Origin of the sequence: Cupriavidus sp. AU9028 (assembly GCF_019795295.1) — a bacterium.
In the GTDB taxonomy this organism is placed as follows: domain Bacteria; phylum Pseudomonadota; class Gammaproteobacteria; order Burkholderiales; family Burkholderiaceae; genus Cupriavidus.
In genome coordinates, this window is record NZ_JAIMCG010000003.1 from 221,793 (window position 1) to 246,210 (window position 24,418).

General features: G+C 67.1%; 23 protein-coding genes and 1 tRNA gene. 7 read left to right on the forward strand and 17 right to left on the reverse strand.

Going from position 1 to position 24,418, the window contains the following annotated elements:
• Positions 1 to 47: 47 nt before the first annotated feature.
• Positions 48 to 1,226, reverse strand: a complete 1,179-nt coding sequence (gene pncB / locus K6V06_RS05090) for a nicotinate phosphoribosyltransferase (RefSeq protein ID WP_222240579.1) — start codon at positions 1,224 to 1,226, stop codon at positions 48 to 50.
• Positions 1,227 to 1,737: 511 nt separating this feature from the next.
• Between pncB and fdxA the strand changes: the two genes are divergently transcribed.
• The 7 genes from fdxA to K6V06_RS05125 all read left to right on the forward strand — a co-directional run bounded on the left by fdxA (position 1,738) and on the right by K6V06_RS05125 (position 6,798).
• The gene (fdxA, locus tag K6V06_RS05095; protein ID WP_222240581.1) at positions 1,738 to 2,061 is read left to right on the forward strand and encodes a ferredoxin FdxA; all 324 of its coding nucleotides are present in this window, start codon (positions 1,738 to 1,740) and stop codon (positions 2,059 to 2,061) included.
• 84 nt (positions 2,062 to 2,145) lie between these two features.
• On the forward strand, positions 2,146 to 3,252 hold the full coding sequence (locus K6V06_RS05100; protein ID WP_222240583.1) for an NAD(P)/FAD-dependent oxidoreductase: 1,107 nt from the start codon (positions 2,146 to 2,148) through the stop codon (positions 3,250 to 3,252).
• A 231-nt stretch (positions 3,253 to 3,483) separates the two neighbouring features.
• Positions 3,484 to 3,559: transfer RNA gene (locus K6V06_RS05105), tRNA-Asn, on the forward strand.
• A gap of 278 nt (positions 3,560 to 3,837) precedes the next feature.
• Entirely contained in the window at positions 3,838 to 4,155 is a 318-nt protein-coding gene (gene rpsU / locus K6V06_RS05110; protein WP_222240585.1) for a 30S ribosomal protein S21, read from the forward strand.
• A 286-nt stretch (positions 4,156 to 4,441) separates the two neighbouring features.
• Positions 4,442 to 4,816, forward strand: a complete 375-nt coding sequence (locus K6V06_RS05115) for a VanZ family protein (RefSeq protein ID WP_222240587.1) — start codon at positions 4,442 to 4,444, stop codon at positions 4,814 to 4,816.
• Positions 4,817 to 4,954: 138 nt separating this feature from the next.
• Complete coding sequence (nodI, locus tag K6V06_RS05120; RefSeq protein WP_222240589.1) at positions 4,955 to 5,905, forward strand: nodulation factor ABC transporter ATP-binding protein NodI; 951 nt, start codon at positions 4,955 to 4,957, stop codon at positions 5,903 to 5,905.
• 14 nt (positions 5,906 to 5,919) lie between these two features.
• Positions 5,920 to 6,798, forward strand: coding sequence for an ABC transporter permease (locus tag K6V06_RS05125; RefSeq protein ID WP_370637389.1), 879 nt, complete (start codon positions 5,920 to 5,922; stop codon positions 6,796 to 6,798).
• A gap of 46 nt (positions 6,799 to 6,844) precedes the next feature.
• Here the strand turns inward: K6V06_RS05125 and K6V06_RS05130 are convergent, their stop codons facing one another.
• The 16 genes from K6V06_RS05130 to leuD all read right to left on the reverse strand — a co-directional run bounded on the left by K6V06_RS05130 (position 6,845) and on the right by leuD (position 24,401).
• Entirely contained in the window at positions 6,845 to 8,050 is a 1,206-nt protein-coding gene (locus tag K6V06_RS05130; RefSeq protein ID WP_222240590.1) for an O-succinylhomoserine sulfhydrylase, read from the reverse strand.
• 181 nt (positions 8,051 to 8,231) lie between these two features.
• Entirely contained in the window at positions 8,232 to 9,761 is a 1,530-nt protein-coding gene (gene purF, locus K6V06_RS05135; protein ID WP_222240592.1) for an amidophosphoribosyltransferase, read from the reverse strand.
• An 86-nt stretch (positions 9,762 to 9,847) separates the two neighbouring features.
• On the reverse strand, positions 9,848 to 10,387 hold the full coding sequence (locus tag K6V06_RS05140) for a CvpA family protein (RefSeq protein WP_222240595.1): 540 nt from the start codon (positions 10,385 to 10,387) through the stop codon (positions 9,848 to 9,850).
• Between the two features lie 29 nt (positions 10,388 to 10,416).
• A complete protein-coding gene (locus K6V06_RS05145) occupies positions 10,417 to 11,160 on the reverse strand; it encodes an SPOR domain-containing protein (protein ID WP_222240597.1) in 744 nt (247 codons plus the stop codon).
• Positions 11,161 to 11,263: 103 nt separating this feature from the next.
• Entirely contained in the window at positions 11,264 to 12,574 is a 1,311-nt protein-coding gene (gene folC / locus K6V06_RS05150) for a bifunctional tetrahydrofolate synthase/dihydrofolate synthase (protein WP_222240599.1), read from the reverse strand.
• Between the two features lie 181 nt (positions 12,575 to 12,755).
• The gene (accD, locus tag K6V06_RS05155) at positions 12,756 to 13,628 is read right to left on the reverse strand and encodes an acetyl-CoA carboxylase, carboxyltransferase subunit beta (RefSeq protein ID WP_222240601.1); all 873 of its coding nucleotides are present in this window, start codon (positions 13,626 to 13,628) and stop codon (positions 12,756 to 12,758) included.
• Positions 13,629 to 13,811: 183 nt separating this feature from the next.
• Positions 13,812 to 14,612: a tryptophan synthase subunit alpha gene (gene trpA / locus K6V06_RS05160; protein ID WP_222240603.1), complete on the reverse strand. Its 801-nt coding sequence runs from the start codon at positions 14,610 to 14,612 to the stop codon at positions 13,812 to 13,814.
• A gap of 2 nt (positions 14,613 to 14,614) precedes the next feature.
• Complete coding sequence (locus K6V06_RS05165) at positions 14,615 to 15,574, reverse strand: site-specific DNA-methyltransferase (RefSeq protein WP_255581606.1); 960 nt, start codon at positions 15,572 to 15,574, stop codon at positions 14,615 to 14,617.
• Positions 15,574 to 16,767: a tryptophan synthase subunit beta gene (gene trpB / locus K6V06_RS05170; RefSeq protein WP_222240605.1), complete on the reverse strand. Its 1,194-nt coding sequence runs from the start codon at positions 16,765 to 16,767 to the stop codon at positions 15,574 to 15,576. The genes K6V06_RS05165 and trpB overlap by 1 nt, the downstream gene beginning before the upstream one ends.
• Before the next feature lie 134 nt (positions 16,768 to 16,901).
• Positions 16,902 to 17,654: a phosphoribosylanthranilate isomerase gene (locus K6V06_RS05175; protein WP_304524118.1), complete on the reverse strand. Its 753-nt coding sequence runs from the start codon at positions 17,652 to 17,654 to the stop codon at positions 16,902 to 16,904.
• A complete protein-coding gene (gene truA / locus K6V06_RS05180; RefSeq protein WP_222240607.1) occupies positions 17,626 to 18,462 on the reverse strand; it encodes a tRNA pseudouridine(38-40) synthase TruA in 837 nt (278 codons plus the stop codon). Before truA ends, K6V06_RS05175 begins: the two co-directional genes overlap by 29 nt.
• 112 nt (positions 18,463 to 18,574) lie before the next feature.
• Positions 18,575 to 20,689 carry a FimV/HubP family polar landmark protein gene (locus tag K6V06_RS05185; protein WP_222240609.1) on the reverse strand — a complete coding sequence of 705 codons (2,115 nt, stop codon included), beginning with the start codon at positions 20,687 to 20,689 and terminating at the stop codon, positions 18,575 to 18,577.
• 318 nt (positions 20,690 to 21,007) lie between these two features.
• Positions 21,008 to 22,144, reverse strand: coding sequence for an aspartate-semialdehyde dehydrogenase (gene asd / locus K6V06_RS05190; protein ID WP_222240611.1), 1,137 nt, complete (start codon positions 22,142 to 22,144; stop codon positions 21,008 to 21,010).
• Between the two features lie 90 nt (positions 22,145 to 22,234).
• Complete coding sequence (locus K6V06_RS05195) at positions 22,235 to 22,387, reverse strand: hypothetical protein (RefSeq protein WP_222240613.1); 153 nt, start codon at positions 22,385 to 22,387, stop codon at positions 22,235 to 22,237.
• Between the two features lie 210 nt (positions 22,388 to 22,597).
• Positions 22,598 to 23,665 carry a 3-isopropylmalate dehydrogenase gene (leuB, locus tag K6V06_RS05200; protein ID WP_222240615.1) on the reverse strand — a complete coding sequence of 356 codons (1,068 nt, stop codon included), beginning with the start codon at positions 23,663 to 23,665 and terminating at the stop codon, positions 22,598 to 22,600.
• An 85-nt stretch (positions 23,666 to 23,750) separates the two neighbouring features.
• On the reverse strand, positions 23,751 to 24,401 hold the full coding sequence (leuD, locus tag K6V06_RS05205) for a 3-isopropylmalate dehydratase small subunit (protein ID WP_222240617.1): 651 nt from the start codon (positions 24,399 to 24,401) through the stop codon (positions 23,751 to 23,753).
• Between the last annotated feature and the right edge of the window lie 17 nt (positions 24,402 to 24,418).

Sequence of the window (24,418 nt, forward strand, 5' to 3'; positions counted from 1 at the left end):
GCGGCTCTCGCACGCTCGAATCCGGATCGGCCCGGATCGAGGCGGATTCAGGCGGCAGCCTCGACGCCGAACACCTGGCGCAGATAGGTCAGGTAGGCCGGGTCGTCGCACATCGTCTTCTCGGGCGTGTCGGACAGCTTGGCGACCGGCTGCCCATTGCAGCGAACCATCTTGATGACGATCTGCAGCGGCGTGTAGCCGAGGTCGTTGGTCAGGTTGGTGCCGACGCCGAAGGCCAGCCGGCAACGCCCGCTGAAGCGCTCGTACAGCTCGACCACGCGCGGGATGTTCAGGTTGTCGCTGAAGATCAGCGTCTTGCTGCGCGAATCGACCCGATTGGCGGCGTAGTGGGCCAGCATCCGTTCGCCCCAGGCGACCGGATCGCCGGAATCGTGCCGGACCCCGTCGAACAGCTTGCAGAAGTAGAGGTCGAAGTCGTTCAGGAAGGCGTCGAAGCCGTACGTGTCGGACAGCGCGATGCCCAGGTCGCCGCGATATTCGCGTGCCCAGGTTTCCAGCGCGAACACCTGCGAATCGCGCAGCCGCGGCCCGAGCGACTGGCACGCCTGCAGGTACTCGTGGGCCATCGTGCCCAGCGGAATCAGGTTGTGCATGCGCGCGAAGTGGACGTTGCTGGTGCCGGCCAGTTGCGGCCCCAGTACCTGCTTCATGCTCTGCAGCACTTCCTCCTGCCAGTCGCGCGAGAAGCGGCGGCGCGTGCCGTAGTCGGCGATCACGCAGTCGGTGCGGCCGGGCATGCGCAGCAGCGCCAGCTTCTCCGTCAGGCGCCGGCGGCCCTCGTCCCAGTTGGGAAACGGCTGGGTATGGCGGAAATACACCTCGTTGACGATGGCCAGCAGCGGCACTTCGAACAGGATGGTGTGCAGCCACGGTCCACGGATCGTGATATCGATCTCGCCGTTGTCCTTGGGCGACGGCGTCACCGAAACGTACTTCGCGTTGAGCTGGAACAGGCCGAGAAAGTCGACGAAGTCGCTCTTGATGAAGCGCAGGCCGCGCAGCCAGGCCAGTTCCTCCTCGGTGAACCGCAGCTTGCACAGTGCGTCGATCTCCGTCTTGATCTCGTCGATATACGGACGCAGATCGACCCCGGCGTTGCGGCATTTGAAGCGGTATTCGACTTGGGCCGCCGGAAAATGATGCAGCACGACCTGCATCATGGTGAACTTGTACAGATCGGTATCGAGCAGTGACTGGATAATCATGGCAGGGCTGCGAGGGAACGCCGGACGCCTCAGCAAGGTGCCGGATTGGTCCCACATGCTACCGCATCGCGCTGCTGCCGCGCGATGCTACGGTTCTCAATGCGGGGATCGACGCGAATGTCGGGGCGAATATCGGCGCGAATATCGGCGCAAGCACCGGCGCCGCTGCGCGCGCCCACCCGCTCCGCCCCCCCCGCATCACGCGGGGCTTCGTGCACATTCCGGAGTCAATACACTGCGCATAAAGAAATAAGAAAACTATCTGATTGCGCTATATAGGACCGCTGCCCGGGCCGGTCCGGTCGGCTACAATATCGTTCTTTGAAGGGCCGCGGACCGCGCTCGCCCGCGCCCGCCGCATCGGCACGCGCGGTGTCTCGCTCAACCGATATTACGCGAGAGCGGCAAGCCGGCAGCAAGGGATCTGCGATCGCGTCCCTGCCGGTCATGGCAAGACCCGACCAGCGGCCCCAACGTCTCCCATCGAAGCCGATCCGTTTTTGGAACCGAAATGACTCACGTTGTCACCGAATCCTGCATCCGTTGCCGCTATACCGATTGCGTTGACGTGTGCCCGGTCGATTGTTTCCGCGAGGGCCCCAACTTCCTCGCGATCGATCCCGACGAGTGCATCGATTGCGCGGTCTGCGTGGCGGAATGCCCGGTCAACGCGATCTATGCCGAGGAAGACGTGCCGGCCGACCAGCTCGAATTCATCGACCTGAATGCCGAGCTGGCGCGCAGCTGGCCGTCCATCACCAAGACCAAGACCCCGCTGCCCGAGGCCGAGGAGTTCAAGGACGTCACCGGCAAGCTGCAGTACCTGCAGCGCTGACACCGCACAACGATAAAGGAAGCGCCCCACCCGCTTTCCCGAAATGCGGGGCAATTGCTGCCCCCCGAACGTATCAGGACGATTATGGACTTGAGCATTCCCACCCCCGTTGCCGACACCACCGGCAAGGCCACCAGCGCCAGTGGCGGCGGCCAGCCGCTGGAGATCGATGCGCTGATCGTCGGCGCTGGTCCGGTTGGTCTCTTCCAGGTGTTCGAACTCGGCCTGCTCGAAATCAAGGCCCACGTGATCGACTCGCTCAAGAGCGTCGGCGGCCAGTGCGTCGAGCTCTATCCGGACAAGCCGATCTACGACATCCCGGCCGTGCCCATCTGCACCGGCCAGGAGCTGACCGACAATCTGCTCAAGCAGATCGAGCCGTTCGAGCCGACCTTCCACCTTGGCCAGGAAGTGACCGTGGTCGAGCGCCGCGAGGACGACCGCTTCTTCGTCGAGACGTCGCTCGGCACCCGCTTCATCACCAAGACGATCTTCATCGCCGCCGGCGTGGGTTCGTTCCAGCCGCGCACGCTCAAGGTCGACGGCATCGACAAGTTCGACGGCAAGCAGCTGTTCTACCGCGTCAAGGATCCGAGCCGCTTCCACGGCCGCAACCTGGTGATCGTCGGTGGTGGCGATTCGGCGCTGGACTGGACGCTGGACCTGGTCGGCAAGGCCGAATCGGTGGTGCTGATCCATCGCCGCGATGGCTTCCGCGCCGCGCCGGCGTCGGTCGCCAAGATGAAGGAACTGTGCGAACAGATGGAGATGCAGTTCCTGGTCGGCCAGATCAGCAGCTACGAAGAGAAGGACGGCGTGCTGACCGAGATCAAGGTCACCGGCGGTGACGGCGTCACGCGCCGGTTGCCGGTGGACGACCTGCTGGTGTTCTTCGGCCTGTCGCCCAAGCTTGGCCCGATCGCCGAATGGGGCCTGGATCTGGAGCGCAAGCAGATCAAGGTCGACACGGAGAAATTCCAGACCAATATCCCGGGCATCTTCGCCATTGGCGACATCAACACCTACCCCGGCAAGAAGAAGCTGATCCTCTCGGGCTTCCATGAAGCCGCGCTGGCCGCCTTCGGCGCCGCGCCCTACATCTTCCCCGAGAAGAAGATCCACATGCAGTACACGACCACCTCGCCGAAGCTGCACAAGATCCTCGGCGTCGAAACGCCGACGTTCGACTGACCGGCACACCGGACCAGGCGAGTCGCACGACTGCAAACCGCCCTTCGGGGCGGTTTTTTCTTGCCCCTGCCGGTCGCCCGCTCTATAATGCGCCCTTCGCCTGCGTCCGGCTCTCTCCGGCGCCGTTGCGGCCGAGCCGGCGGCTTTGGCAACAGGAACAAACGACAGGAAACTGTCGAAACCTTGTTGACGAAGTAACAAGAAACTGGCTATAATCCTTTTCTCAGCTGTTCCCCGATAGCTCAGTCGGTAGAGCGACGGACTGTTAATCCGCAGGTCCCTGGTTCGAGCCCAGGTCGGGGAGCCAAAGAACAGGAGGCCCGCCATGCGAATGGCGGGCTTTTTTACTGGTGCATGCCGCTGGCGAACGCCAGGTTCGCTGTCCGCCCCTCCTCGCGAGTCAGGGCTGGAACGCAGAATGCATCATTTCACACGACACGGCTTGGGCTGGCCAGCTGCCGTGACGCCAGGCCCCGCTTTTTCGGGGCAGATCCGTGCCGGCTACGCAGCCGGCAGGCAAATCGACCGCCCGCGCCTGTTCCAGGCGCTCCGGTTTTCCCTCGCGCAGACGCCGGAGGAATTGCCATGCAGGCCAGCATTCGCGAGTATGGGCGACGCTCCTGCGGGGCTTGCGCCGTCGATACTCTCCGTTCCAACCCGCCGCGTGAAGCGGCATGCCGAGGACAACCCTTGACCAAGATCGTATTGAAGCCGGGCGAGCCGGTTGAAGTGGCCATGCGACGTTTCCGTCGGGCCATTCTGCAAAATGGCCTGATCGTCGAACTGAAGAGCCGTACCGCTTACGAAAAGCCGACCACCGAGCGCAAGCGCAAGAAGAAGGCCGCCGAGTCGCGCCTGCGCAAGCGCCTGCGCATGCAGATGCTTCCCAAGAAGCTGTACTAATTACAGCCTCTCCGGTTCCGCCCCGGCTTATCGCCTGCGCGCCACTGGCGCACGGCAGCCGGGGATGACCGGTGCCTCGGGCAGCGCCCTTCGCAGGGCGACGCCGCCCCGATCCTTCTGCTACGTCTGTCTGGCAGCGTCCTCGCCTGCCTGTCGCCGCACGCCTGCACCTCGCCTGCATCTCGCCCGCTGTTCGCTGCCGCACGCAGCCCGCTCGCCGCGCCCTCACCGTTCCCGCCCACGCTGGTAAAGTGCCACTCCTGACTTTGCCCCGATGCGCTAACGGATGCTTACCGTCCCTCGGCTGACCTCCCCCCACTGGCGCCTGGCCTTCTGGCTGTGCCTGGCCTGCGTGCTGGTACTGTCCCTGCTGCCGCCGTCCGCGCCCGTCACCGGCACCGGTTGGGACAAGGGCAATCACCTGCTCGCCTTCTCCACGCTCGCCCTGCTGGGCTGGCGCGCCTATCCCGGCCGAACCGGCGCGGTGGTCGCCGGCCTGCTCGTCTTCGGCGCGCTGATCGAGTGCCTGCAATGGATGACACCGTACCGGGACGCGGACTGGATCGACCTGTTCGCCGATAGCGTAGGCATCGCGCTCGGCGCCGTGCTGCAAGGCATGGCCGAGCTGCTGCGCGGCGGCCGCCGCCAGCGCTCCGGCTGACGCGCCGCCGCCTCGCTTTCTCACCCGCCAGCGCGACCGGTTTGCTCCCCTCGCCCGCTTGCGGGAGACGGGCCGGGGAGAGGGCATCGGGCACTTGCCGACCACCGCAGAAACCTCGCGCCCCCAGCCATGGGCATAATGACGGCATTGCGAGCGGCGCGAACCGGAGCCCCTGCCTTGACAGCCATCCTCGAACTGCATGACGTGCGCAAGCGCTATGGCCAGACCACCGTGGTAGATGGCCTGAGCCTGCGCGTGCAACGCGGCCAGTGCTTTGGCCTGCTCGGCCCGAACGGGGCGGGCAAGACCACCACGTTGCGCCTGCTGCTGGGCCTGACGACGCCCGATGCCGGTGAACTGACGCTATGCGGGGAGCCGGTCCCGCAGCGCGCTCCCCAGGCCCGCATGCGCGTCGGCGTGGTGCCCCAGTTCGACAATCTGGACCCCGATTTCACCGTCGTGGAGAACCTGCGCATCTTCGGCCGCTATTTCGGCCTGTCCCGCGCGCAGATCGAAAGCCGGGTGCCCGCGCTGCTGGAATTCGCCCGGCTCGAGAACCGCGCCGACGCGCAGGTCAAGGACCTGTCAGGCGGCATGCGGCGCCGCCTGACAGTGGCCCGCGCGATGATCAACGACCCCGATCTGCTGGTGATGGACGAGCCGACCACCGGCCTCGATCCCCAGGCTCGCCATCTGATCTGGGACCGGCTCAAATCGTTGCTGGCGTCCGGCAAGACCATCCTGTTGACCACCCACTTCATGGAAGAGGCCGAACGCCTGTGCAACTACCTGTGCGTGATCGACGCCGGCCGCAAGATTGCCGAGGGTCGGCCGCACGAGCTGATCGACACACAGATCGGCTGCGACGTGGTGGAAGTCTATGGTGACGAGCTCGGCGGACTGCGCGAACAGCTGGCACCGCTGACGCTGCGGATCGAGATGAGCGGCGAGACGCTGTTCTGCTACGTGCGCGAACCCGACCCGCTGCTCGCCGCCCTGCAGGGCCGCCCCGGGTTGCGGTACCTGCACCGTCCGGCAAATCTGGAGGATGTGTTCCTGAAGCTGACCGGGCGCGAGATGCGCGATTGAGAAGGACTTCGAAGATGAGCGAACGAGATCCCGAGCAAGCCCGCGCCAGCGCGGTGACCAGGGCGGACGCCCGCGCCGAAGCGCCCATGGGTCAGGCGGCAGTGCGCGGCAGCTATCCGCAGCCGTTGTGGCCCCGCAACCTGCGCAACTGGACCATGGTGTGGTACCGCAACTACCGGGTCTGGCGCAAGCTGGCGGTGCCGTCGATGATCGGCAATCTCGCCGATCCGATGATCTACCTGTTCGGCCTGGGCCTGGGACTGGGCCTGCTGGTCGGCAGGGTCGACGGCGTCTCCTACATCGCCTTTCTCGCCGCCGGCACGACCGCGTCCAGCGTGATGATGTCGGCCAGCTTCGAGTCGATGTACTCCGCCTTCTCGCGCATGCATGTGCAGCGCACCTGGGAGGCGATCATGCATGCGCCGCTGACGCTCGGGGACGTGGTGCTGGGCGAGGTGCTGTGGGCGGCCAGCAAGGCCGTGCTGTCGGGGCTGGCAATCATGCTGGTGGCCGCCGCGCTGGGCTACGCGCAGCTTCCCGGCGCGCTGATGGCGCTGCCGGTGATCGTGCTGGCCGGCATCGCCTTCGCCAGCCTGGCGATGATCGTCACGGCGCTGGCGCCCAGCTACGACTTCTTCATGTTCTACCAGACCCTGGTGATCACGCCGATGCTGCTGCTCTCCGGGGTGTTCTTCCCGCTGGAGCAGTTGCCCGCCGGCGCCCGTGTCGCCACGCAGGCGTTGCCGCTGGTGCACGCGGTCGATGTGATCCGTCCGCTGATGCTGGGGCGGGAGCCGCAGCAGGTCGGATTGCATCTGGCGGTGCTGGCCGCCTATGCCGCGGTGGCGCTGCTGGTGGCGATGGTGTTGCTGCGGCGGCGGCTGCTGCGCTGAAGGGCGGCCCTCGCCGCCCCCGCTGCGTTTACCGTGCCTGCTGTCCTTATTGTCCCAGCCCGCGCAGCAGATCGGTCTTCAGGTCCTCGACCGACTCCAGCCCCACCGCCATGCGGATCAGGCCTTCCGTGATGCCGGCGGCCGCCTTCGCTTCGGGCGCCATGCGGCCGTGCGTGGTGGTGTAGGGATGGGTGACCGTGGTGCGGGTGTCGCCCAGGTTGCCGGTGATCGAGCAGACCCGGGTGTTGTCGATCACGCGCCAGGCATTGGCGCGCTGCTGCTCGGGGCTGTCGCCCTTCACTTCGAACGAGACGATCGCGCCGCCCCCGCTCTGCTGCCGCATCGCGATGTCGTGCTGCGGGTGCGATGGCAGCGCCGGATGGTAGACCCGTGCCACGGCCGGGTGCGACTCCAGGAATTGCGCGAGCGCCAGTGCGCTGGCCGAATGGCGCTCCATGCGGATGGCCAGCGTCTCCATGCCCTTGAGCAGTACCCAGGCATTGAAGGCGGACAGCGTCGGCCCCGCGGTACGCACGAAGGGGAACACCTTGCCCATGATGTACTCCTCGCTGCCGAGCACCGCGCCGCCCAGCACCCGGCCCTGGCCGTCGATATGCTTGGTGGCCGAGTGCACCACGACGTCGGCGCCAAAGCGCATCGGCTGCTGCAACGCCGGCGAGCAGAAGCAGTTGTCGACCACCAGCAGCGCGCCGGCATCGTGGGCGATGTCGGCCACGGCGCGGATGTCGGCCACTTCCGTCAGCGGATTGGACGGCGTTTCGAGGAAGAACAACTTCGTGTTCGGGCGCACCGCGGCTCGCCACTGCGCCAGGTCGGTGCCATCGACATAGGTGGTCTCGACGCCGAACTTCGAGAAGATATTCGAGAACAGCGTCATGGTCGAGCCGAAGATCGAGCGCGAGCTGACCAGATGGTCGCCTGCCTGCATGGTGGACAGCACCACCGACAGGATCGCGCTCATGCCCGACGCCGTCGCCATGCAGGCCTGCGCGCCTTCCAGCGCCGCCAGCCGCTTCTGGAACATGCTGACGGTGGGGTTGGTGAAGCGCGAGTAGGTATAGGCGTGCTCGGCATTGGCAAACCGCTCGGCGGCCTCCGCCGCGCTGCCGAAGCAGAAGCTGGAGGTCAGGTACATCGCCTCCGAGTGCTCCATGAACTCGCTGCGCAGGGTACCGGCGCGGACGCCGAGCGTGTCGATGCCGAGGGAGTCGAGGTCGAGCGGGTCGTTCATGATGTCGTGTGTGGTGGTGCGGAGGGCGGTTGGGTTGGCGGGCGCCCGTTTGCCCTCTCCCCCGGCCCCTCTCCCGCAGGCGGGAGAGGAGAGGAAGACCGATGGTTATGCTCCCCTCTCCCAAGTGTGGAAGAGGGGCCGGGGGAGAGGGCCAGCAGGGGCCGGTACTGCGCGGCTGCCCTTACTCGTTGACCGCCGTGCGTTGCAGATGCAGCTGGGAACGTTCCGTCTCGCCGCCGGTGCCTTCGCGGTCGGACTGGCTGCGCGCGGTTTCGAGGCGGTCGAGGTAGGCCTCGTCGATATCGCCGGTGATATAGCGGCCATCGAAACACGATGCCTCGAAGTCGCGCAGCGCCGGGTTGATGTCGCGCACCGCCTGCTTCATGTCCTCGACATCCTGATACACCAGCTTGTCGGCACCGATGATGCGCGCGATCTCGTCATGCGTGCGCCCGTGTGCCACCAGCTCGCTGCGCGTCGGCATGTCGATTCCGTACACGTTGGGGAACTTCACCGGCGGCGCGGCCGACGCGAAGATCACCTTGTTGGCGCCGGCGTCACGCGCCATTTGCACGATCTCGAACGAGGTCGTGCCGCGCACGATCGAGTCGTCGACGATCAGCACGTTCTTGCCCTTGAACTCGACGCCCATCGCGTTCAGCTTCTGGCGCACCGATTTCTTGCGCACCGCCTGGCCCGGCATGATGAAGGTGCGGCCGACATAGCGATTCTTGAAGAAGCCTTCGCGGTAATTGACGCCCAGGCGGTTGGCCACCTGCATCGCCGCCGGACGGCTCGAATCGGGGATCGGCATCACGACGTCGATGTCGCCCGCGCTCACCTCGTTGCGGATCTTCTCGGCGAGGTAGTCGCCCATGCGCAGCCGCGCGTCGTAGACCGGCACGCCGTCGATGCACGAGTCCGGCCGGGCCAGATAGACGTACTCGAAGATGCACGAGTTCAGCACCGCATTGTCTGCGCACGGCTTCGTGTACAGCTTGCCGTCCAGGTCGATGAAGATCGCCTCGCCCGGCGCGACGTCCCGCTCCAGCCGGAAGCCGATGCCCTCGAGCGCCACGGACTCGGACGCGACCATCCACTCCTTGCCGGAGGGAGTGTCGATGCTGCCCAGGCACAGCGGCCGGATGCCGAACGGATCGCGCACCGCGAGCATGCCGTAGCCGGCGATCTGCGCGGTGATGGCATACGAACCGCGCACGCGCCGGTGCAGACCCGATACCGCGGCGAAGATGGTGTCGGGATCCAGCGAGGTGCCATTGCTGGCACGCTGCAGCTCGTCGGCCAGCACGTTCAGCAGCACCTCGGTGTCGGAATGGGTGTTGATGTGGCGACGGTCGCGCCGGAACATCTCCTCCCGCAGTTGCTGCCAGTTGGTCAGGTTGCCGTTGTGGGCGAGGATGATCCCGTAGGGCGCGTTGACATAGAACGGCTGCGCTTCTTCCTCGCTGGAAGCCGAACCGGCGGTCGGGTAACGGACCTGGCCGATGCCGGCAAAGCCCGGCAGGCTGCGCATGTTGCGCGTGCGGAACACGTCGCGCACCAGCCCGTTGGCCTTGTGCATATGGAAGGTACTGCCGTTGGCTGTTGCAATGCCCGCGGCGTCCTGGCCACGGTGTTGCAGCAGCAGCAGGCTGTCGTAGATCAGCTGATTGACGGGCGAGGTGGAAACCGCGCCGACGATACCGCACATGCCAAACTCCCAGGAAAGGCTTCGTTCCGGTGCACCCTGCCGTCAGAACAGCCAGCACACCCTGTTTGCCGGAACCAGATCCGGCGTTACGTCTTGACGTACCTGGCGATTTCCGGGGGCAACCAGGGGCGCACCGCTTCCATCGCTGCGATCACATAGGGGCGGGACACCGCGTCCCGCCAGAAAGGTTCCTCCGGCAGCCGGGTAAAGCCGGCAAGCGTCACCAGCAACATCACCAGCAGGCCGCCGCGCACCAGCCCGAACGCAAAGCCCAGGCCGCGGTCCGCGGGCTTGAGCCCGGTCGTCTCCAGCAACTGTCCGACCACGGCACCGGCCAGCGCCGCGGCGATGAAGGTGCCGATGAACATTGCGCCGAACCCCGCGGCGCTGCGTGCCAGTTCGCCGCCGGGCAGCGACTCCGGCATCCATTGCGCCGCCACGCTGCCATAGTGGTAGGCAACCCACAGCGCCACCACCCAGCCCACCAGCGACAACAGCTCGCGCATCAGGCCGCGCAGCAGGCCGATCATGGCCGAGGCGATCAGCACGAAGGCGACCGCGTAGTCGAAGAAGGTCGGGGCAAACGCCTGGACCAGGGTCGGCGACTCGGTGACGAGGGGTTCCATGCCGAAGGACGTGCGGCCTCGCGGCCCGGTCAGAGCTCGACCACTTTCGCGGTCAGGCCCGCGGCCTTGACGCGCTTCTGCGCGGCCTCGGCCGCGTCGCGGTCGGCAAACGGACCTGCACGCAGCAGGATCCTCTCGCCATCGGCCATCGTCTTGCGCTCGATATAGGCAGGCACCTTGTTCGCCTTCAGCTTGCCCAGCCAGCTCTTCGCCTTGTCCTCGGTGGAGAAGGCGCCAACCAGAATCACATACTTGCCGCTGCCGTTGTGGGCTTGCGTCTCGGACTTCTCCGGCTTGTCACCCGGCTTGTCGCCCTTGTCCGCCACCTGCTGCACCTGGCCCCCACGGGCCGGCTCTTCCACCAGTTCCTCGCCCGCGTCGAGCGCGGCGGCGTCGCTGCGTGCCGGCTGTTGCGGCGGCAGCGGATCGGCCTTGCGCGGCTCCGGACGGGGGCGTTGGCCCTGCTCCGGCGTGGCGGTCAGCTTCACGGCAATATTGTCGGAGGGAGGCCGGGGTTCGGTTTCGAAGATGATGGGCAGCACGATGACCGCCGCGACGGTCATCACCACCGCGCCGATCAGGCGGCGCCGTGCCCGCTGCTTGGCGGGAAACTCCGGATCCAGCGTATCGTCGGGGTAATCGTCGCTGATTCCCTGCGCGCCGCGGCGGCTTCGCGCGGACGCGGCGCCGGCATCGGCTGCGCGCTCGCGGCGGCCGCGACCCGGTGCCGCGTCGTTGCCCTTGCGGGAGGAAAACAGAGAAAGCAGGCCCATAGCTGGTTCAGTGCGTCGGCCGTCGTCGGGCCATCGGAATTGTCGCCCTTCAACGCCTTGCCGCCGGCAGCGACATTGCTGCTCCCGGCTGGTTGCTTGCCACCTAGTTGGCCTGGGTAGCGCGATACGCCATCACGCCGGCCACGGTGTAAAACGATCCGAAGACAAGGATTCTATCATTCTCGGTGGCTCGCTTCAGGGCGTCCCGGTATGCCGCCTCCGGACCCGCGAAGCACGTCACGCTGCTGTCCGGTCCCGCCTGGAAGCCGGCCTGCTCCAGTTGCCCCTGCAGGTCCGCGGCGGTGGCCGCGCGCGGCGTCGGCAGGTCGCACAGGCACCAGTGATCCACCTTGTCGCTCAGGTGCCGCAGGATGCCAGCAATGTCCTTGTCCGCCATCGCGCCGAAGACGGCATAGGTGTAGCGGAAGAACCCCATGTTGTCCAGGCTCTGCCCCAGCGTGGCGGCCGCGTGCGGATTGTGCGCCACGTCGAGGATGACGGTGGGGCGGCCGGGCATCACCTGGAAGCGCCCTGGCAGCTCGACGAAGGCCAGGCCGTTGCGCACCTCCTGCGCGCTCACCGGCAGCCGGGGCCGCATCGCCTGCAGGGCGGCCAGCGCCGCCGAGGCGTTGAGCAGCTGGTTGGCCCCGCGCAGGGCCGGATAGCCCAGCCCGTTCAGCTTGCGGTCGCGCCCGGCCCAGTCCCACTGCTGACGCTCCTGCCCTTTTGCGGCCTGATGGTGGAAATCGCGCCCCACCAGCCAGAGGTCCGCGCCGATTTCCTCGGCATGCTCGACAAGCGACTTCGGCGGCATCGGGTCGCCGCAGATGGCGGGCACATGCGGGCGGAAGATGCCGGCCTTCTCGAAGCCGATCGCCTCGCGCGTGTCGCCCAGATACTGCTTGTGATCGATATCGACGCTGGTAACGATCGCGCAATCGGGATCGATCACGTTGACCGCATCCAGGCGCCCGCCCAGCCCCACTTCGAGGATCATCGCGTCCAGCCCGGCTGCCGCAAAGGCGTGGATGATCGCCAGCGTGGTGAATTCGAAATAGGTCAGGCTGACCGGATCGGCGAAGCTGGTGCGAGCGCGCTCCACTGCCTCGAAGTGCGGCAGCAGCTGCGCATCGGTGGCCATCTCCCCATTGATGCGGGCCCGCTCGTTGAAGGTCAGCAGATGCGGCGAGGTATGGCAGCCGACCTTGTAGCCGGCCTCCAGCAGGATCCGCTCCAGCATCGCGCAGGTGGACCCCTTGCCGTTGGTGCCGCCCACGGTAAACACGACCGCGTCGATGCGCAGCCCCAGCGCTTCCTTGACCCGGGTGATCCGCGTCAGCCCCATGTCGATGCCGACCGGGTGCGCGGTCTCCAGGTGGGATAGCCATTCGGGCAGGGAGGAGAAGATGGGCATGGTATGGGTAATTTATATCGTAGGGCGGAGGATGGGAGGCATGGTGGCGTTCGATGGCCCTCTCCCCCACCCCTCTCCCGCGAGCGAGAGAGGGGCCGGGGGAGAGGGTAGCGCGCGATCCGCACCCCAATGAAAAACGCGGACCCAGGTCCGCGTCCTCAGCTCACCAGCCGCAAGCCGTTCAGGCCACGGCGTCCGCCGGCTGCTTCTGCAGCAGCGCCAGCAGTTGCGCCAGCTCGGTGCGCAGCTTGCGGCGGTCCACGATCATGTCGATCGCGCCCTTCTGCAGCAGGAACTCCGCCCGCTGGAAGCCCTCCGGCAACTTCTCGCGCACGGTCTGCTCGATCACGCGCGGACCGGCAAAGCCGATCAGCGCCTTCGGCTCGGCGATCACCACGTCGCCCAGGAAGGCGAAGCTGGCGGACACCCCGCCCATGGTCGGGTCGGTCAGCACGGTGATGAACGGCAGGCGCGCGGCAGCCAGCTTGTTCACCAGCGCGGTGGTCTTGGCCATCTGCATCAGCGACAGCAGGCTTTCCTGCATGCGCGCGCCGCCGGTGGCGGTAATGCAGATGAACGGCACCTTCTGCTCCAGCGCCGCCTGGGCGCCACGGGCGAAGCGCTCGCCGACCACCGAGCCCATCGAGCCGCCCATGAACTCGAACTCGAAGCAGCTGACCACCACCGGGATGGTATGGATGGCACCGCCCATCACCACCATGGCGTCGGTCTCGCCGGTATCGTCCATGGCCGCCTTCAGGCGGTCCGGATACTTCTTCGAGTCCTTGAACTTCAGCGCGTCGACCGGGACGATCTCCTGGCCGAGCTCGTAACGGCCTTCCGCGTCCAGCAGCGCGTCCAGGCGCGCACGGGAGCCGATGCGCATATGGTGGCTGCACTTCGGGCAGACGTGCAGATTGGCCTCGACATCGGTCCGGTACAGCACGGACTCGCACGAGGGGCACTTGACCCACAGGCCCTCGGGAATGCCCTTGCGGGACGAGGGGTCGGTCTGTTGAATCTTGGGGGGCAGGAGTTTATCCAACCAGCTCATCGAAAGCTCCTTACGGATCGGGGCCGTTCCGCACGCCGCGCAGGGCGCCGCGGACGCAGCGCTGCGGCCGCCGGCGAGGGGCGGTCCGTCAGCAAACAGGCCCGGAATGTACCACGGACGCCGCCCGGACATGAAACCGGCATACGAACCGCCACACCGGCCCGGCCATGCCCGTCAGCGCGTTCAGGCGGCATCGAGTGCCGTCCGGATCTCCGCAATAAACGAACGCAGCGATTGTACCGCCTGGTCGCGGGGGGCATCCTCCAGCAGCTGGACCAGCCGGCTGCCGATCACCACCGCGTCCGCCACGCTGCCGATGGCTCGCGCGGTCTGTGCGTCGCGGATACCGAAGCCGACGCCCACCGGCAGGTTGGCGTGCCGCTTGATCAGCGGCAGCCGGGCGGCGACGCTGTCCAGGTCCAGCGTGGCCGAGCCGGTCACGCCCTTCAGCGAGACGTAGTACAGGTAACCGCTGGCCATGCGCGCCACCGCCTCGATGCGGCTGTCGGTGGTAGTCGGCGCCAGCAGGAAGATCGGATCGATGCCGTTCTCGCGCATCAGCAGAGCGAACGACTCGCACTCCTCGGGCGGGTAGTCGACCACCAGCACGCCGTCCACACCGGCCTCGCGCGCGGCGGCGGCAAAGGCCTGTTCGCCCATCCGCTCGATCGGATTGGCGTAGCCCATCAGCACCACCGGGGTGTCGTTGTCGCGCTGGCGGAACTCGCGCACCCAGGCCAGCACCTGCGTCAGGCTCACGCCCTTGGCCAGCGCCCGCTCGGACGCCCGCTGGATCACCGGGCCGTCGGCCATCGGGTCGGAGAACGGCACGCCCAGCTCGATCACATTGGCGCCCCCTTCCACCAGCGCATGCATCAGCGCCACGGTCAGGCCGGGCTCGGGATCGCCGGCGGTGATGAACGGGATCAGGCCCTTCTTGCCTTGAGCGGACAGCGCCGCGAAAGTCGATTGGATGCGGGACATGGTCAGGATACGAGCTGCTGGGAGGAAGCGTCGGACGCGCTGGCATCGGACACGCTCAGATCGGGGGAAACGGCGTCCGCGGACGCGGCGGCGGCCGACGCGGCGTGGACCGCCGCAGGCGCGAGCGGCATCACGCCGCCGACGCGCGCGCGCGCCACTTCCACGTACTGCGGATTGATCTCGAAGCCGATGAAGCGCCGGCCGTGCCTGGCGCACGCCACCGCGGTGGTGCCGCTGCCGGTGAACGGGTCCAGCACCAGGCCGCCCGGCGGGCAGCTGGACAGCACCATGCGCTCCACGATCTCCAGCGGCTTCTGGGTCGGATGATCGGCCCGCTCCGGATCCTGCCGGTGGATACGCGGCACGCTCCACAGATCCTTCGGGTTATAGCCCATCTCCAGCCATTTCTTGCCCTCGAAGCGGGGCCGGCTGCGCGCCTTCTTGGTCTCGGCGTCGTAGGGCACGCGCACCGGATCGAGATCGAAGTAGTAGTCGCGGGCCTTGGCAAAGAAGCCGATATTGTCGTGCACCGACGAATACTTGCGCGTGGTGCCGCCCATGCTCGGCACGCGCCGGTCCCAGATGATCTCGTTGATCATCGTCAGGCGGCGCTTGAGCATCACGAACAGCTCCGGCGAATACTGCCAGGTGCAGAACAGATACAGCGTGCCGCGCGGCGACAGCTTGGGCACCACCGCGTCGATCCAGCGCTCGGACCACTCCAGATAAGCCTGGCCGGACAGCCGGTCGGAATCGTTGCCGTAGTCCTTGCCCAGCCCGTAGGGCGGGTCGGCCACGATCAGGTCGATCGATTCGTCGGCCAGGCGCCGGATGCCGTCCAGCACATCCTCCTGGTACAGCAGCGACGACAGCGCCGGCGGCGCGCACAGGGCAATGGGACCGTCTGCCGGCGCCGGAGCGCCGGCAAACAGATCGTCGGCCGGGGAGAACAGGTCGCGCATCAGAGCACCAGCCCCGCGCGTTCGGCCACCGTGTGCATGTCCTTGTCGCCGCGGCCGGACAGGTTGACCAGCAGCAGCTGGTCCCTGGGCAGCGTTGGCGCCAGCTTGGCGGCATAGGCGATCGCATGGCTCGATTCCAGCGCCGGAATGATGCCTTCGATGCGGCAGCAGTCGTGGAAGGCGCGCAGCGCTTCGTCGTCGTCGATGCAGACGTAGTCGGCGCGGCCGATGTCCTTCAGCCAGGCATGCTCGGGGCCGACGCCGGGATAGTCCAGTCCCGCCGACACCGAGTGGGTCTCGATGATCTGGCCGTCGGCATCCTGCAGCAGATAGGTGCGGTTGCCGTGCAGCACGCCGGGCGAGCCGGCGGTCAGCGAGGCGGCATGGTGGCCCGTGTCGATGCCGTTGCCGGCTGCCTCGACGCCGATCAGCTTGACGTCGGTCAGATCGATATACGGGTGGAAGATGCCCATGGCATTCGAGCCGCCGCCGACGCAGGCGATCACCGCATCCGGCTGGCGGCCGGTCATCTCGGGCATCTGCACCTTGGCCTCTTCGCCGATCACGCACTGGAAGTCGCGCACCATCATCGGATACGGATGCGGGCCGGCCACGGTGCCGATGATGTAGAAGGTGTTCTCGACATTGGTGACCCAGTCGCGCATCGCCTCGTTCAGCGCGTCCTTGAGCGTGCGCGAGCCGCTTTCCACCGGCACCACGGTGGCGCCGAGCAGCTTCATGCGGTACACGTTGGCCGCCTGGCGCTTGACGTCCTCGGCGCCCATGTACACCACGCACTCCATGCCGAAGCGAGCGGCGATGGTGGCGGTCGCCACGCCGTGCTGGCCGGCGCCGGTTTCCGCGATCACGCGGGGCTTGCCCATCCGCTTGGCAAGCAGCGCCTGGCCGATGACGTTGTTGATCTTGTGGGCGCCGGTGTGATTCAGGTCCTCCCGCTTGAAATAGATCTGTGCGCCGCCGAGCATCTCGCTCCAGCGCTGCGCGTGATAGATCGGCGAGGGACGGCCGACGAAGTGCTTCAGCTCGCGGCGGTACTCCGCATCGAACTCGGGGTCCTTGCTCAGGCGCTCGTAGGCCTCGCGCAGCTCGTCCAGCGCATGGGTCAGGGTTTCGGAAACGAAGGTACCGCCATAGGGGCCGAAATGGCCGCGGGTATCGGGCAGGTCATACATGGTCGGAAGCGTCCTGGTGGCGCGCCGGGCAGACTGGAACCGGCAGCGCGACGAAGAGAAACACCTGGCGTGGCGCGAGCGCGCCGGCCAGAGCGGAACCATCGGGAATCATTCGGAAGACAGCGGCGGGGCCGTCATATGGCGTCCGCAGCACGCACGGCGCGGACAAACTCGGCAATGCGGGCCGGATCCTTGATCCCCTTGGCGACCTCGACGCCGCTGCTGACATCCACAGCGTAAGGCCGCACGCGCTCAATCGCGCCAGCGACGTTTTGCGCGTTCAACCCACCACTCAAAACGATGCGAGGAGCGGCGCTTGCGGTCGGGGTGCCGGTACATGTTTCGGAGCTTTGCGGAATCCAGCCGGTAGGGATCAGGGTCCAGTCGAAGGCGTGTCCGCCGCCGCCATAGCCCTCGACGAAGGCGTCGAGCAGCAATGCCGCCGCGTCACGATAGTGTTCGCCGAATTCTACCAAATCGAGCCCCGGGCGCACGCGCGCCGCCCGCAGGAAGGGCAGCCCGCTGCGCTGGGCGGCAAGTGCGCAGGCCTGGGGCGTTTCGTCACCGTGAAACTGCAGCAGGGACAAGGGCACCCGCTCGGTCACGTGCGCCACCTCGTCGGCATCGGCGTTGACGAACAGGCCCACCACGGCGACGAACGGGCCGGCGGCTTCCGCCAGCGCAGCGGCGCGCACCACATCGACATGGCGCGGGCTGCCCGGGTAGAACACCAGCCCGATTGCGTCGGCCCCCGCATCGACGGCGGCGCGCACGTCCTCCTCGCGGGTCAGGCCGCAGATCTTGACGCGCGTGCGGGGCCGCACCATCCGCGCAACGGCGGCGTCGATGGCCGGCGTCTCAGGATTGGTCGGGGACGGGGCTTGCATCGGCAAAGACTCCATGGAACAGGCTGCCCGCGGCGTCGGTCGCCGGGATGCCGAAGCGTTCAGGATAGCGCACGCCGGCCAGATACAGGCCGTCGGGCATGAAGGTGGGCGCGGCCATGCTGCGCTGCCGGGATGCCAGCACCTCTTCCATCCAGCTGGCTGGATACCGGCCCCGCCCGATCGCCACCAGGCATCCCATCAGGTTGCGCACCATGTGATGCAGGAAGGCGCTGGCGCGCAGCCGCACGAAGACCCAGTCGCCATCGCCGTGAATCGATATCTCGTACATGGTCTTGACCGGCGACTTCGCCTGGCATTCGGCGGCGCGGAAAGCGGAGAAATCGTGCTCGCCGAGCAGGCAGGCGGCCGCCTGCCGCATGGCTGGCACATCGAGCCGCTTGCCCGGCGGCAACATCAGGTAGCCGGCGCGGCCATGGATCAGCGGTGCCCGGTGGGGTCCGGTATGCAGCGCGTAGTAGTAGCAGCGCTCGAAGGCGGCGAAGCGCGCATGAAACTCATCCGGGACTTCCTTCGCCCACTGCAGCGCAATGGTGGGCGGCAGGAAGGCGTTGACGCCACGCACCCAGGAGAAGGTCTCGCGCGACAGCCCGGTGTCCAGATGAATGACCTGCCCCAGCGCATGCACGCCGGCATCGGTGCGGCCCGCGACCGTGGTCAGCAGCCGCGTGCCGGCGAAGCGCTCGATCGCGTCCTCCAGCGTGTCCTGCACCGTATTGCGGTGCGGCTGCGACTGCCAGCCGGAGAAGGCGGTGCCGTCATAGTGGAGGCCGAGGGCGAGGCGGGTCATGGAGGCGGCCGGAAGACTGGACAGAGGGCGTTGACTGAGGGCGCGCGGCGCAAGGCGCCAGCGCGAGGGCCGGCGCCCGGGGCGCCACGCCCCGCCAAAACCCTCGATGATATCAGTCCAGCGCCCGGCGCAGCGCCAGCACCTCGTCGCCCAGCCACCCCCCTGCCGATGCCTCGATCTCGTTCAGCAGCGCGGCGGCGCCGTCACGATCGCCCAGCGCCAGGCGCTCGCGCGCCAGCTCCAGCTTGCGGTGCAAGGCCCGCTCTGCCTCCGTGCCCGACAACACCCTGCCGCCTCCGAGGACCGTGACGTCGTCCGGATCCAGGTCGAGCGAGATCGACGACATGTCGAAGACCGGGCGATGGGCGCTGGCGCCGGCAGCAGGGTCGGGGCGATGCCAGCCATCGTGTGGCGCCTGCCCGTCCCGTTCCTCGGCGTCCTCGGCCAGGTCGTCCTCGTCCAGGTCCTGCCGCGGCTCGTCGCTTGCCATGTCGCTTGCCATGTCGTCCTTGCCGGGCCGCCCCGCCTGCCCGACCGCCGGCGGAAAGGCATCGAGCGGCAGCGACAGCGCCGCAAGCGCCCGGGCACGCTCGTCCAGTTCCTGCTGAGGTACCAACGGTTCGGCCTCGAGCACCAGGTCCAGGTCGTCATCGCTGCGGGCACTGGCACCATAGGCGCCACCGTAGCCCGCGCCATGGCCCGGCCCATGCCCACCGCCAGCGGCGGCTGCGTGAGGGAAGACGATATCGACCTCTTCCCAGCCGTCTTCCGCTGCCGGCCGGCGCCGGCGCGCCAGCCAGAAGCCGGCAAGCAAGGCGCCCGCCACGCCCGCACCCGGCAGCAGCCACGGACCCGTCAATACCGAACGCACGTCGGCAGCCGCGCGGGCCTGCGGGGACGATGCGGAGGAAGCGGTCACGGTGCTCTCCAGCCCGCCGCCAGCCGCCCCAGCACCGCCCGCGCCCGATGCGACGCCGCCCGCCGTGCCGGACGACGATCCGGCCCGCGTCAATGGCGCCGTTGCCGGAGCCTGCTGCGCAGCGCCCTGCGCCAGCTCCTGGTTTTTCATCTCCAGCAGCTTCTGCATGTCGCCGACGTTCTTGCGCAATTCCGACAGCCGCTGCTCGGCCTCACGCAATTGCCGCTGGCGGGCGATGTCGTCCTCGGGGCCAGGCCTGGCGGCCTCCTTCGCGCTCGCGACCTTGGCGTCGGATGGGACCGCGGATTCCGGCTTGCTCAGCCGCAATTCATCGCGCGGCCCGGCTGCCGGCCCCGCTTCCCTGACCCGTGCCGTCACGGAACCGCGCTGCTCGTGCGCCTTGTCCGGGGTCACCGGCGCCGTCGTCGCCGCGCCGGCGAGGCGGTCCCGGTAGGACTCGAATTGCTCGTTGCGCACGACGATGTCGTGCGGCGCCTGCGACGGCGCCGCGGGCGAACCCGGCAGCCTGGCGGGCAGCGACAGGACCGCGCCCTCCATCAGCAGGTTCATGTTGCCGTTGATGAAGGCGTGCGGATTGGCATGGTACAGCGCGGCCACCAGCTGATCGACCGTCAGGGCCTGCGCGCCCGGGGGCATCGAAGTGGCGGCCTGTTCGGCGATGCGGTACAGATGATCGCCCCGCTGCACCTTGTAGCTGCCGCCCGGCACTGGCGCGGCATTGCCTGGCTGCGGCGCGGGCGCACTACCCTGGGGCCCCGGCGCCTGGTCGGCTGGCACAGCCGCACGCGCGGACGGGGCGACGATCGGCGCCTCCTTCTCGCGTCCGGCCTGACGCCTGGCCTGCGGCTCCTCTACCAGCATGGCGATCGCACGGGACTGCCGTCCGCTGGCCCAGCGCATCTCCAGCAGCAGCTCGAGCATGGGCTGCTGCACCGCTCGTGTCGAGCGAAGGCGGGCGACAAGGCTGCCGTCGGGCCTGGGCACCACTTGCGCGGTCATGCCGACCGCCTCGGGGGGATAGGACATGCCGGCGTAGCCATAGGCTTCGGCAGCGGCGATGCCCACCTTTAGCGACCTGGCCTCCTCGGGCGATATGTCCTTGATATCGATCTCGGCGCGCAGCGGTTGTCCCACCTGCGACAGCACCCGCACCTCACCGAACACGGCGGCATGGGCGGCCGGCATGGAAGACAGCAGCGCAATCGCGGCACAGGCCAGCCGCGTGCGGCGCCGGCTGGCGGACCCGCTGTCTGCTCCGTCGTTGCTGCGATCCTGGGTTGTCTTCAACTGCGGCTCCCTCTCTTTCGATTTGCCCCTGCGCCGGGGTCTTGCAGGGGTAGTAAGCGCTGCCTACCACCGCCGCCCCGGTATTGTCTACGATGAGTTCCACAACAGCGAGTCAGCAATACGGTTGATTGCCGTGGAAAACCCTTGTAATGCGGCGCTTGAGCCGCCATCCGGGTCGCAAAAGAAACGAAAACGCCGCGCTGGGAGCGCGGCGTTTCTGTCCGGGGATCGGTGATTCAGGATGGCCGTTGCCCGACCGCAACGAAAATTGCTGACCGGGAAGGTCCCGGCCGCTCCTGCCTTCCACCAGATGTCTTATTACTTCTCGATCAGGATGCGCAGCATGCGGCGCAGCGGCTCGGCGGCGCCCCACAGCAACTGGTCGCCGACGGTGAAGGCCGACAGGTATTCGCCGCCCATCTGCATCTTGCGCAGGCGCCCGACCGGAATGGTCAGCGTGCCGGTCACCGCAGCCGGGGTCAGGTCGGTCATGCTGGCTTCACGCGTATTCGGCACGACCTTGGCCCACGGGTTGTGGGCGGCCAGCATGCCTTCGATCTCGTCCAGCGGCACATCCTTGCGCAGCTTGATCGTCAGCGCCTGCGAGTGGCAGCGCATCGCGCCGATCCGCACGCACAGGCCATCGACCGCGATCGGCGCGGCGCCGGTCGCACCCAGGAAGCCGTCGCCGCGGCCCAGAATCTTGTTGGTCTCGGCGCCGCCCTTCCATTCCTCTCGCGACTGGCCGTTACCCAGGTCCTTGTCGATCCAGGGGATCAGGTTGCCCGCGAGCGGCACGCCGAACTGCTTCGTCTCCTCGGCGGATAGCCCGTGCTGCGTCGACAGGATGGCCCGGTCGATTTCGAGGATGGCCGAGGCCGGGTCGTCCAGCAGCGGCTTGACGGCGGCATTCAAGGTGCCGAACTGGGTCAGCAGCTCGCGCATGTGCTGCGCACCGCCGCCCGAGGCCGCCTGGTAGGTCATCGAGGTCATCCACTCCACCAGGTCGTTCTGGAACAGACCGCCCAGGCCCATCAGCATGCAGCTGACCGTGCAGTTGCCACCGACGAAGTTCTTCACACCCTTGGACAGCGCGTCCTTGATCACGCCCTGGTTGACCGGATCCAGCACGATGATCGCATCGTCCTTCATCCGCAGCGACGACGCGGCGTCGATCCAGTAGCCCTTCCAGCCGGCTTCACGCAGCTTCGGGAAGACCTCGTTGGTGTAGTCGCCGCCCTGCGCGGTCAGCACCACGTCGCAGCGCTTGAGCGCGGCGATATCGTTCGCGTCCTGCAGCGTGGTTTCGTTCTTCGCCATCGCCGGCGCCTTGCCGCCCGCGTTGGACGTGCTGAAGAAAATCGGTTCGATATGGTCGAAATCGCGCTCTTCCTGCATGCGCTGCATCAGCACGCTGCCGACCATTCCCCGCCAACCGACGAGACCTACAATCATGACTAACCTCGGATGTGATTTGGAACCTTCCCCGCTTCTTGCTCGCCCGGCGTGGCTGCGCGGGGAAGACGGGCAGGCACGACGAACGATCTAGCGGATCGCTTTCTTGGTAATGGTTTTAATCGTCGTTGCGGTGATCGCTGCCTGCAGCGCGTGCGCGCGCGAACCCGCGCCGGCGGTGCCACGGGTAGCGGTCAGCGCGGCAGATTCCTTGGTCAGGAGGCGGCGGGCGGCGGAAAGCATCGCGAAAGTCTACACGATTTTGTGGTAGCAGGGCGCGCGAAGGACGGGGGTTGCGTCAGTGGTACGGAGGCGCTTTGCCCTCTCCCTCGGCCCCTCTCTCCCGCGAGCGGGCGAGGGGAGCGAACCAGCAGCATGTCAACGGCTCTCGGTGTGCTCCCCTCTCCCGCCTGCGGGAGAGGGGCGGGGGAGAGGGCAAGCGCCCTGCCCCCCTTACAGCGCAGCCAGCACCGCCTCGCCCATCTCGCGCGTGCCCACCTGCTGGCAACCCGGCGTGGCGATATCGGCGGTGCGATAGCCCTTCGCCAGCACCTGCTTGACGGCGTTCTCGATGCGGTCGGCCTGCTCGGCCTTGTTCAGCGAGTAGCGCAGCATCATCGCCGCGGACAGGATCGTTGCCAGCGGATTGGCAATGCCCTTGCCCGCGATGTCCGGTGCGGAGCCATGCGACGGCTCGTACAGGCCCTTGTTGTTGGCGTCCAGCGACGCCGACGGCAGCATGCCGATCGAGCCGGTCAGCATCGCCGCCTCGTCCGACAGGATGTCGCCGAACATGTTGCCGGTAACGATCACGTCGAAGCTCTTGGGCGCCTTGATCAGCTGCATCGCCGCGTTGTCGACATACATGTGCGACAGCTCGACGTCCGGATACTCCTTGCTGACGTCAATGACGATGTCCTTCCAGAACTGGAAGGTTTCCAGCACGTTGGCCTTGTCCACGCTGCACAGCTTCTTGCCGCGCTTGGCCGCCGCCTGGAAGGCGACGTGGGCGATGCGGCGCACTTCGGGCTCGCTGTAGCGCATCGTGTCGAAACCTTCGCGAGCGCCGGCGAACAGACCGTCCGGCGCCGTGCGCACACCACGCGGCTGGCCGAAGTAGATATCGCCGTTCAGTTCGCGAACGATCAGGATATCGAGTCCCGCGACCAGCTCCGGCTTCAGGCTGGACGCACCGGTCAGTTCCGGATAGCAGATGGCCGGCCGGAAATTGGCGAACAGCTGCAGATGCTTGCGCAAACCCAGGATCGCCTGCTCCGGGCGCAGCGCGCGCTCCAGGCTATCGTACTTCCAGTCGCCCACCGCGCCGAACAGCACGGCATCGGCCTGCTGCGCGAGCTTGAGGGTCTCGTCCGGCAGCGGATGTCCCTTCGCCTCGTAGCCTGCGCCGCCCACGGGCGCGGTTTCCATTTCGAACGATTCGCCCAGTGCGTTCAGTACCTTGACGGCTTCCGCCACGATTTCGGGACCGATGCCGTCGCCCGGCAGGACTGCGATCTTCATGCTGTGTGTGCCTTGTTATGCGTGAATGGAACCGGCTGCCGGCACCTTTGCACCGGCGGCCGAAGCGGCGCTCGCCGCGCGCGTATCAGCCGACTAGACGGTTGCCCAGCCACGGCATCCTGGCCAGGCGCTCGGCCTCGTACGCCTTGATCTTGTCGGCGTGGCGCAGCGTCAGCCCGATGTCGTCGAATCCGTTCAGCATGCAGTACTTGCGGAACGGCGCGATCTCGAACTCGAACCCGGTGCCCGACGGCGTCACCACCACCTGGCGATCCAGGTCGATGGTCAGCTGATAGCCGTTGAAGGCGTTGGTTTCGTTGAACAGCTGGTCGACCTGCGACTCGGTCAGCACCACCGGCAGCAGGCCGTTCTTGTAGCAGTTGTTGAAGAAGATGTCGGCGAAGCTCGGTGCGATCACGGCACGGAAGCCGTATTGCGTCAGTGCCCACGGCGCATGCTCGCGCGAGCTGCCGCAGCCGAAGTTATTGCGCGCGAGCAGAATCGACGCGCCCTGATAGCGCGGCTGGTTCAGCACGAAGTCCGGGTTCAGCGGGCGCTTGCTGTTGTCCTGGCCGGGCTGGCCAACATCGAGGTAGCGCCATTCGTCGAACAGGTTGGGACCGAAGCCGGTCCGCTTGATCGACTTCAGGAACTGCTTCGGGATGATCGCGTCGGTATCGACGTTCTCACGGTCGAGCGGGGCCACGAGGCCCTTGTGTACGGTGAACTTGTCCATGGTGTGGTCCTGGATTC

What these genes read in the sequence shown, in the direction of transcription:
- pncB (WP_222240579.1), bottom strand. Translation starts at nt 1,226, where the DNA reads ATGATTATCCAGTCACTGCTCGATACCGATCTGTACAAGTTCACCATG.
- accD (WP_222240601.1), bottom strand. Translation starts at nt 13,628, where the DNA reads ATGAGCTGGTTGGATAAACTCCTGCCCCCCAAGATTCAACAGACCGAC.
- trpB (WP_222240605.1), bottom strand. Translation starts at nt 16,767, where the DNA reads ATGTATGACCTGCCCGATACCCGCGGCCATTTCGGCCCCTATGGCGGT.
- fdxA (WP_222240581.1), top strand. Translation starts at nt 1,738, where the DNA reads ATGACTCACGTTGTCACCGAATCCTGCATCCGTTGCCGCTATACCGAT.
- truA (WP_222240607.1), bottom strand. Translation starts at nt 18,462, where the DNA reads ATGACCCGCCTCGCCCTCGGCCTCCACTATGACGGCACCGCCTTCTCC.
- purF (WP_222240592.1), bottom strand. Translation starts at nt 9,761, where the DNA reads ATGTGCGGTATCGTCGGCGCGGTTTCCACCTCGCCCGTCAATCAGCTG.
- K6V06_RS05165 (WP_255581606.1), bottom strand. Translation starts at nt 15,574, where the DNA reads ATGCGCGACCTGTTCTCCCCGGCCGACGATCTGTTTGCCGGCGCTCCG.
- K6V06_RS05125 (WP_370637389.1), top strand. Translation starts at nt 5,920, where the DNA reads ATGAGCGAACGAGATCCCGAGCAAGCCCGCGCCAGCGCGGTGACCAGG.
- K6V06_RS05140 (WP_222240595.1), bottom strand. Translation starts at nt 10,387, where the DNA reads ATGGAACCCCTCGTCACCGAGTCGCCGACCCTGGTCCAGGCGTTTGCC.
- leuD (WP_222240617.1), bottom strand. Translation starts at nt 24,401, where the DNA reads ATGGACAAGTTCACCGTACACAAGGGCCTCGTGGCCCCGCTCGACCGT.
- K6V06_RS05100 (WP_222240583.1), top strand. Translation starts at nt 2,146, where the DNA reads ATGGACTTGAGCATTCCCACCCCCGTTGCCGACACCACCGGCAAGGCC.
- folC (WP_222240599.1), bottom strand. Translation starts at nt 12,574, where the DNA reads ATGCCCATCTTCTCCTCCCTGCCCGAATGGCTATCCCACCTGGAGACC.
- K6V06_RS05115 (WP_222240587.1), top strand. Translation starts at nt 4,442, where the DNA reads ATGCTTACCGTCCCTCGGCTGACCTCCCCCCACTGGCGCCTGGCCTTC.
- trpA (WP_222240603.1), bottom strand. Translation starts at nt 14,612, where the DNA reads ATGTCCCGCATCCAATCGACTTTCGCGGCGCTGTCCGCTCAAGGCAAG.
- K6V06_RS05145 (WP_222240597.1), bottom strand. Translation starts at nt 11,160, where the DNA reads ATGGGCCTGCTTTCTCTGTTTTCCTCCCGCAAGGGCAACGACGCGGCA.
- asd (WP_222240611.1), bottom strand. Translation starts at nt 22,144, where the DNA reads ATGATTGTAGGTCTCGTCGGTTGGCGGGGAATGGTCGGCAGCGTGCTG.
- K6V06_RS05130 (WP_222240590.1), bottom strand. Translation starts at nt 8,050, where the DNA reads ATGAACGACCCGCTCGACCTCGACTCCCTCGGCATCGACACGCTCGGC.
- K6V06_RS05195 (WP_222240613.1), bottom strand. Translation starts at nt 22,387, where the DNA reads ATGCTTTCCGCCGCCCGCCGCCTCCTGACCAAGGAATCTGCCGCGCTG.
- leuB (WP_222240615.1), bottom strand. Translation starts at nt 23,665, where the DNA reads ATGAAGATCGCAGTCCTGCCGGGCGACGGCATCGGTCCCGAAATCGTG.
- K6V06_RS05175 (WP_304524118.1), bottom strand. Translation starts at nt 17,654, where the DNA reads ATGCAAGCCCCGTCCCCGACCAATCCTGAGACGCCGGCCATCGACGCC.
- rpsU (WP_222240585.1), top strand. Translation starts at nt 3,838, where the DNA reads ATGCAGGCCAGCATTCGCGAGTATGGGCGACGCTCCTGCGGGGCTTGC.
- nodI (WP_222240589.1), top strand. Translation starts at nt 4,955, where the DNA reads ATGACGGCATTGCGAGCGGCGCGAACCGGAGCCCCTGCCTTGACAGCC.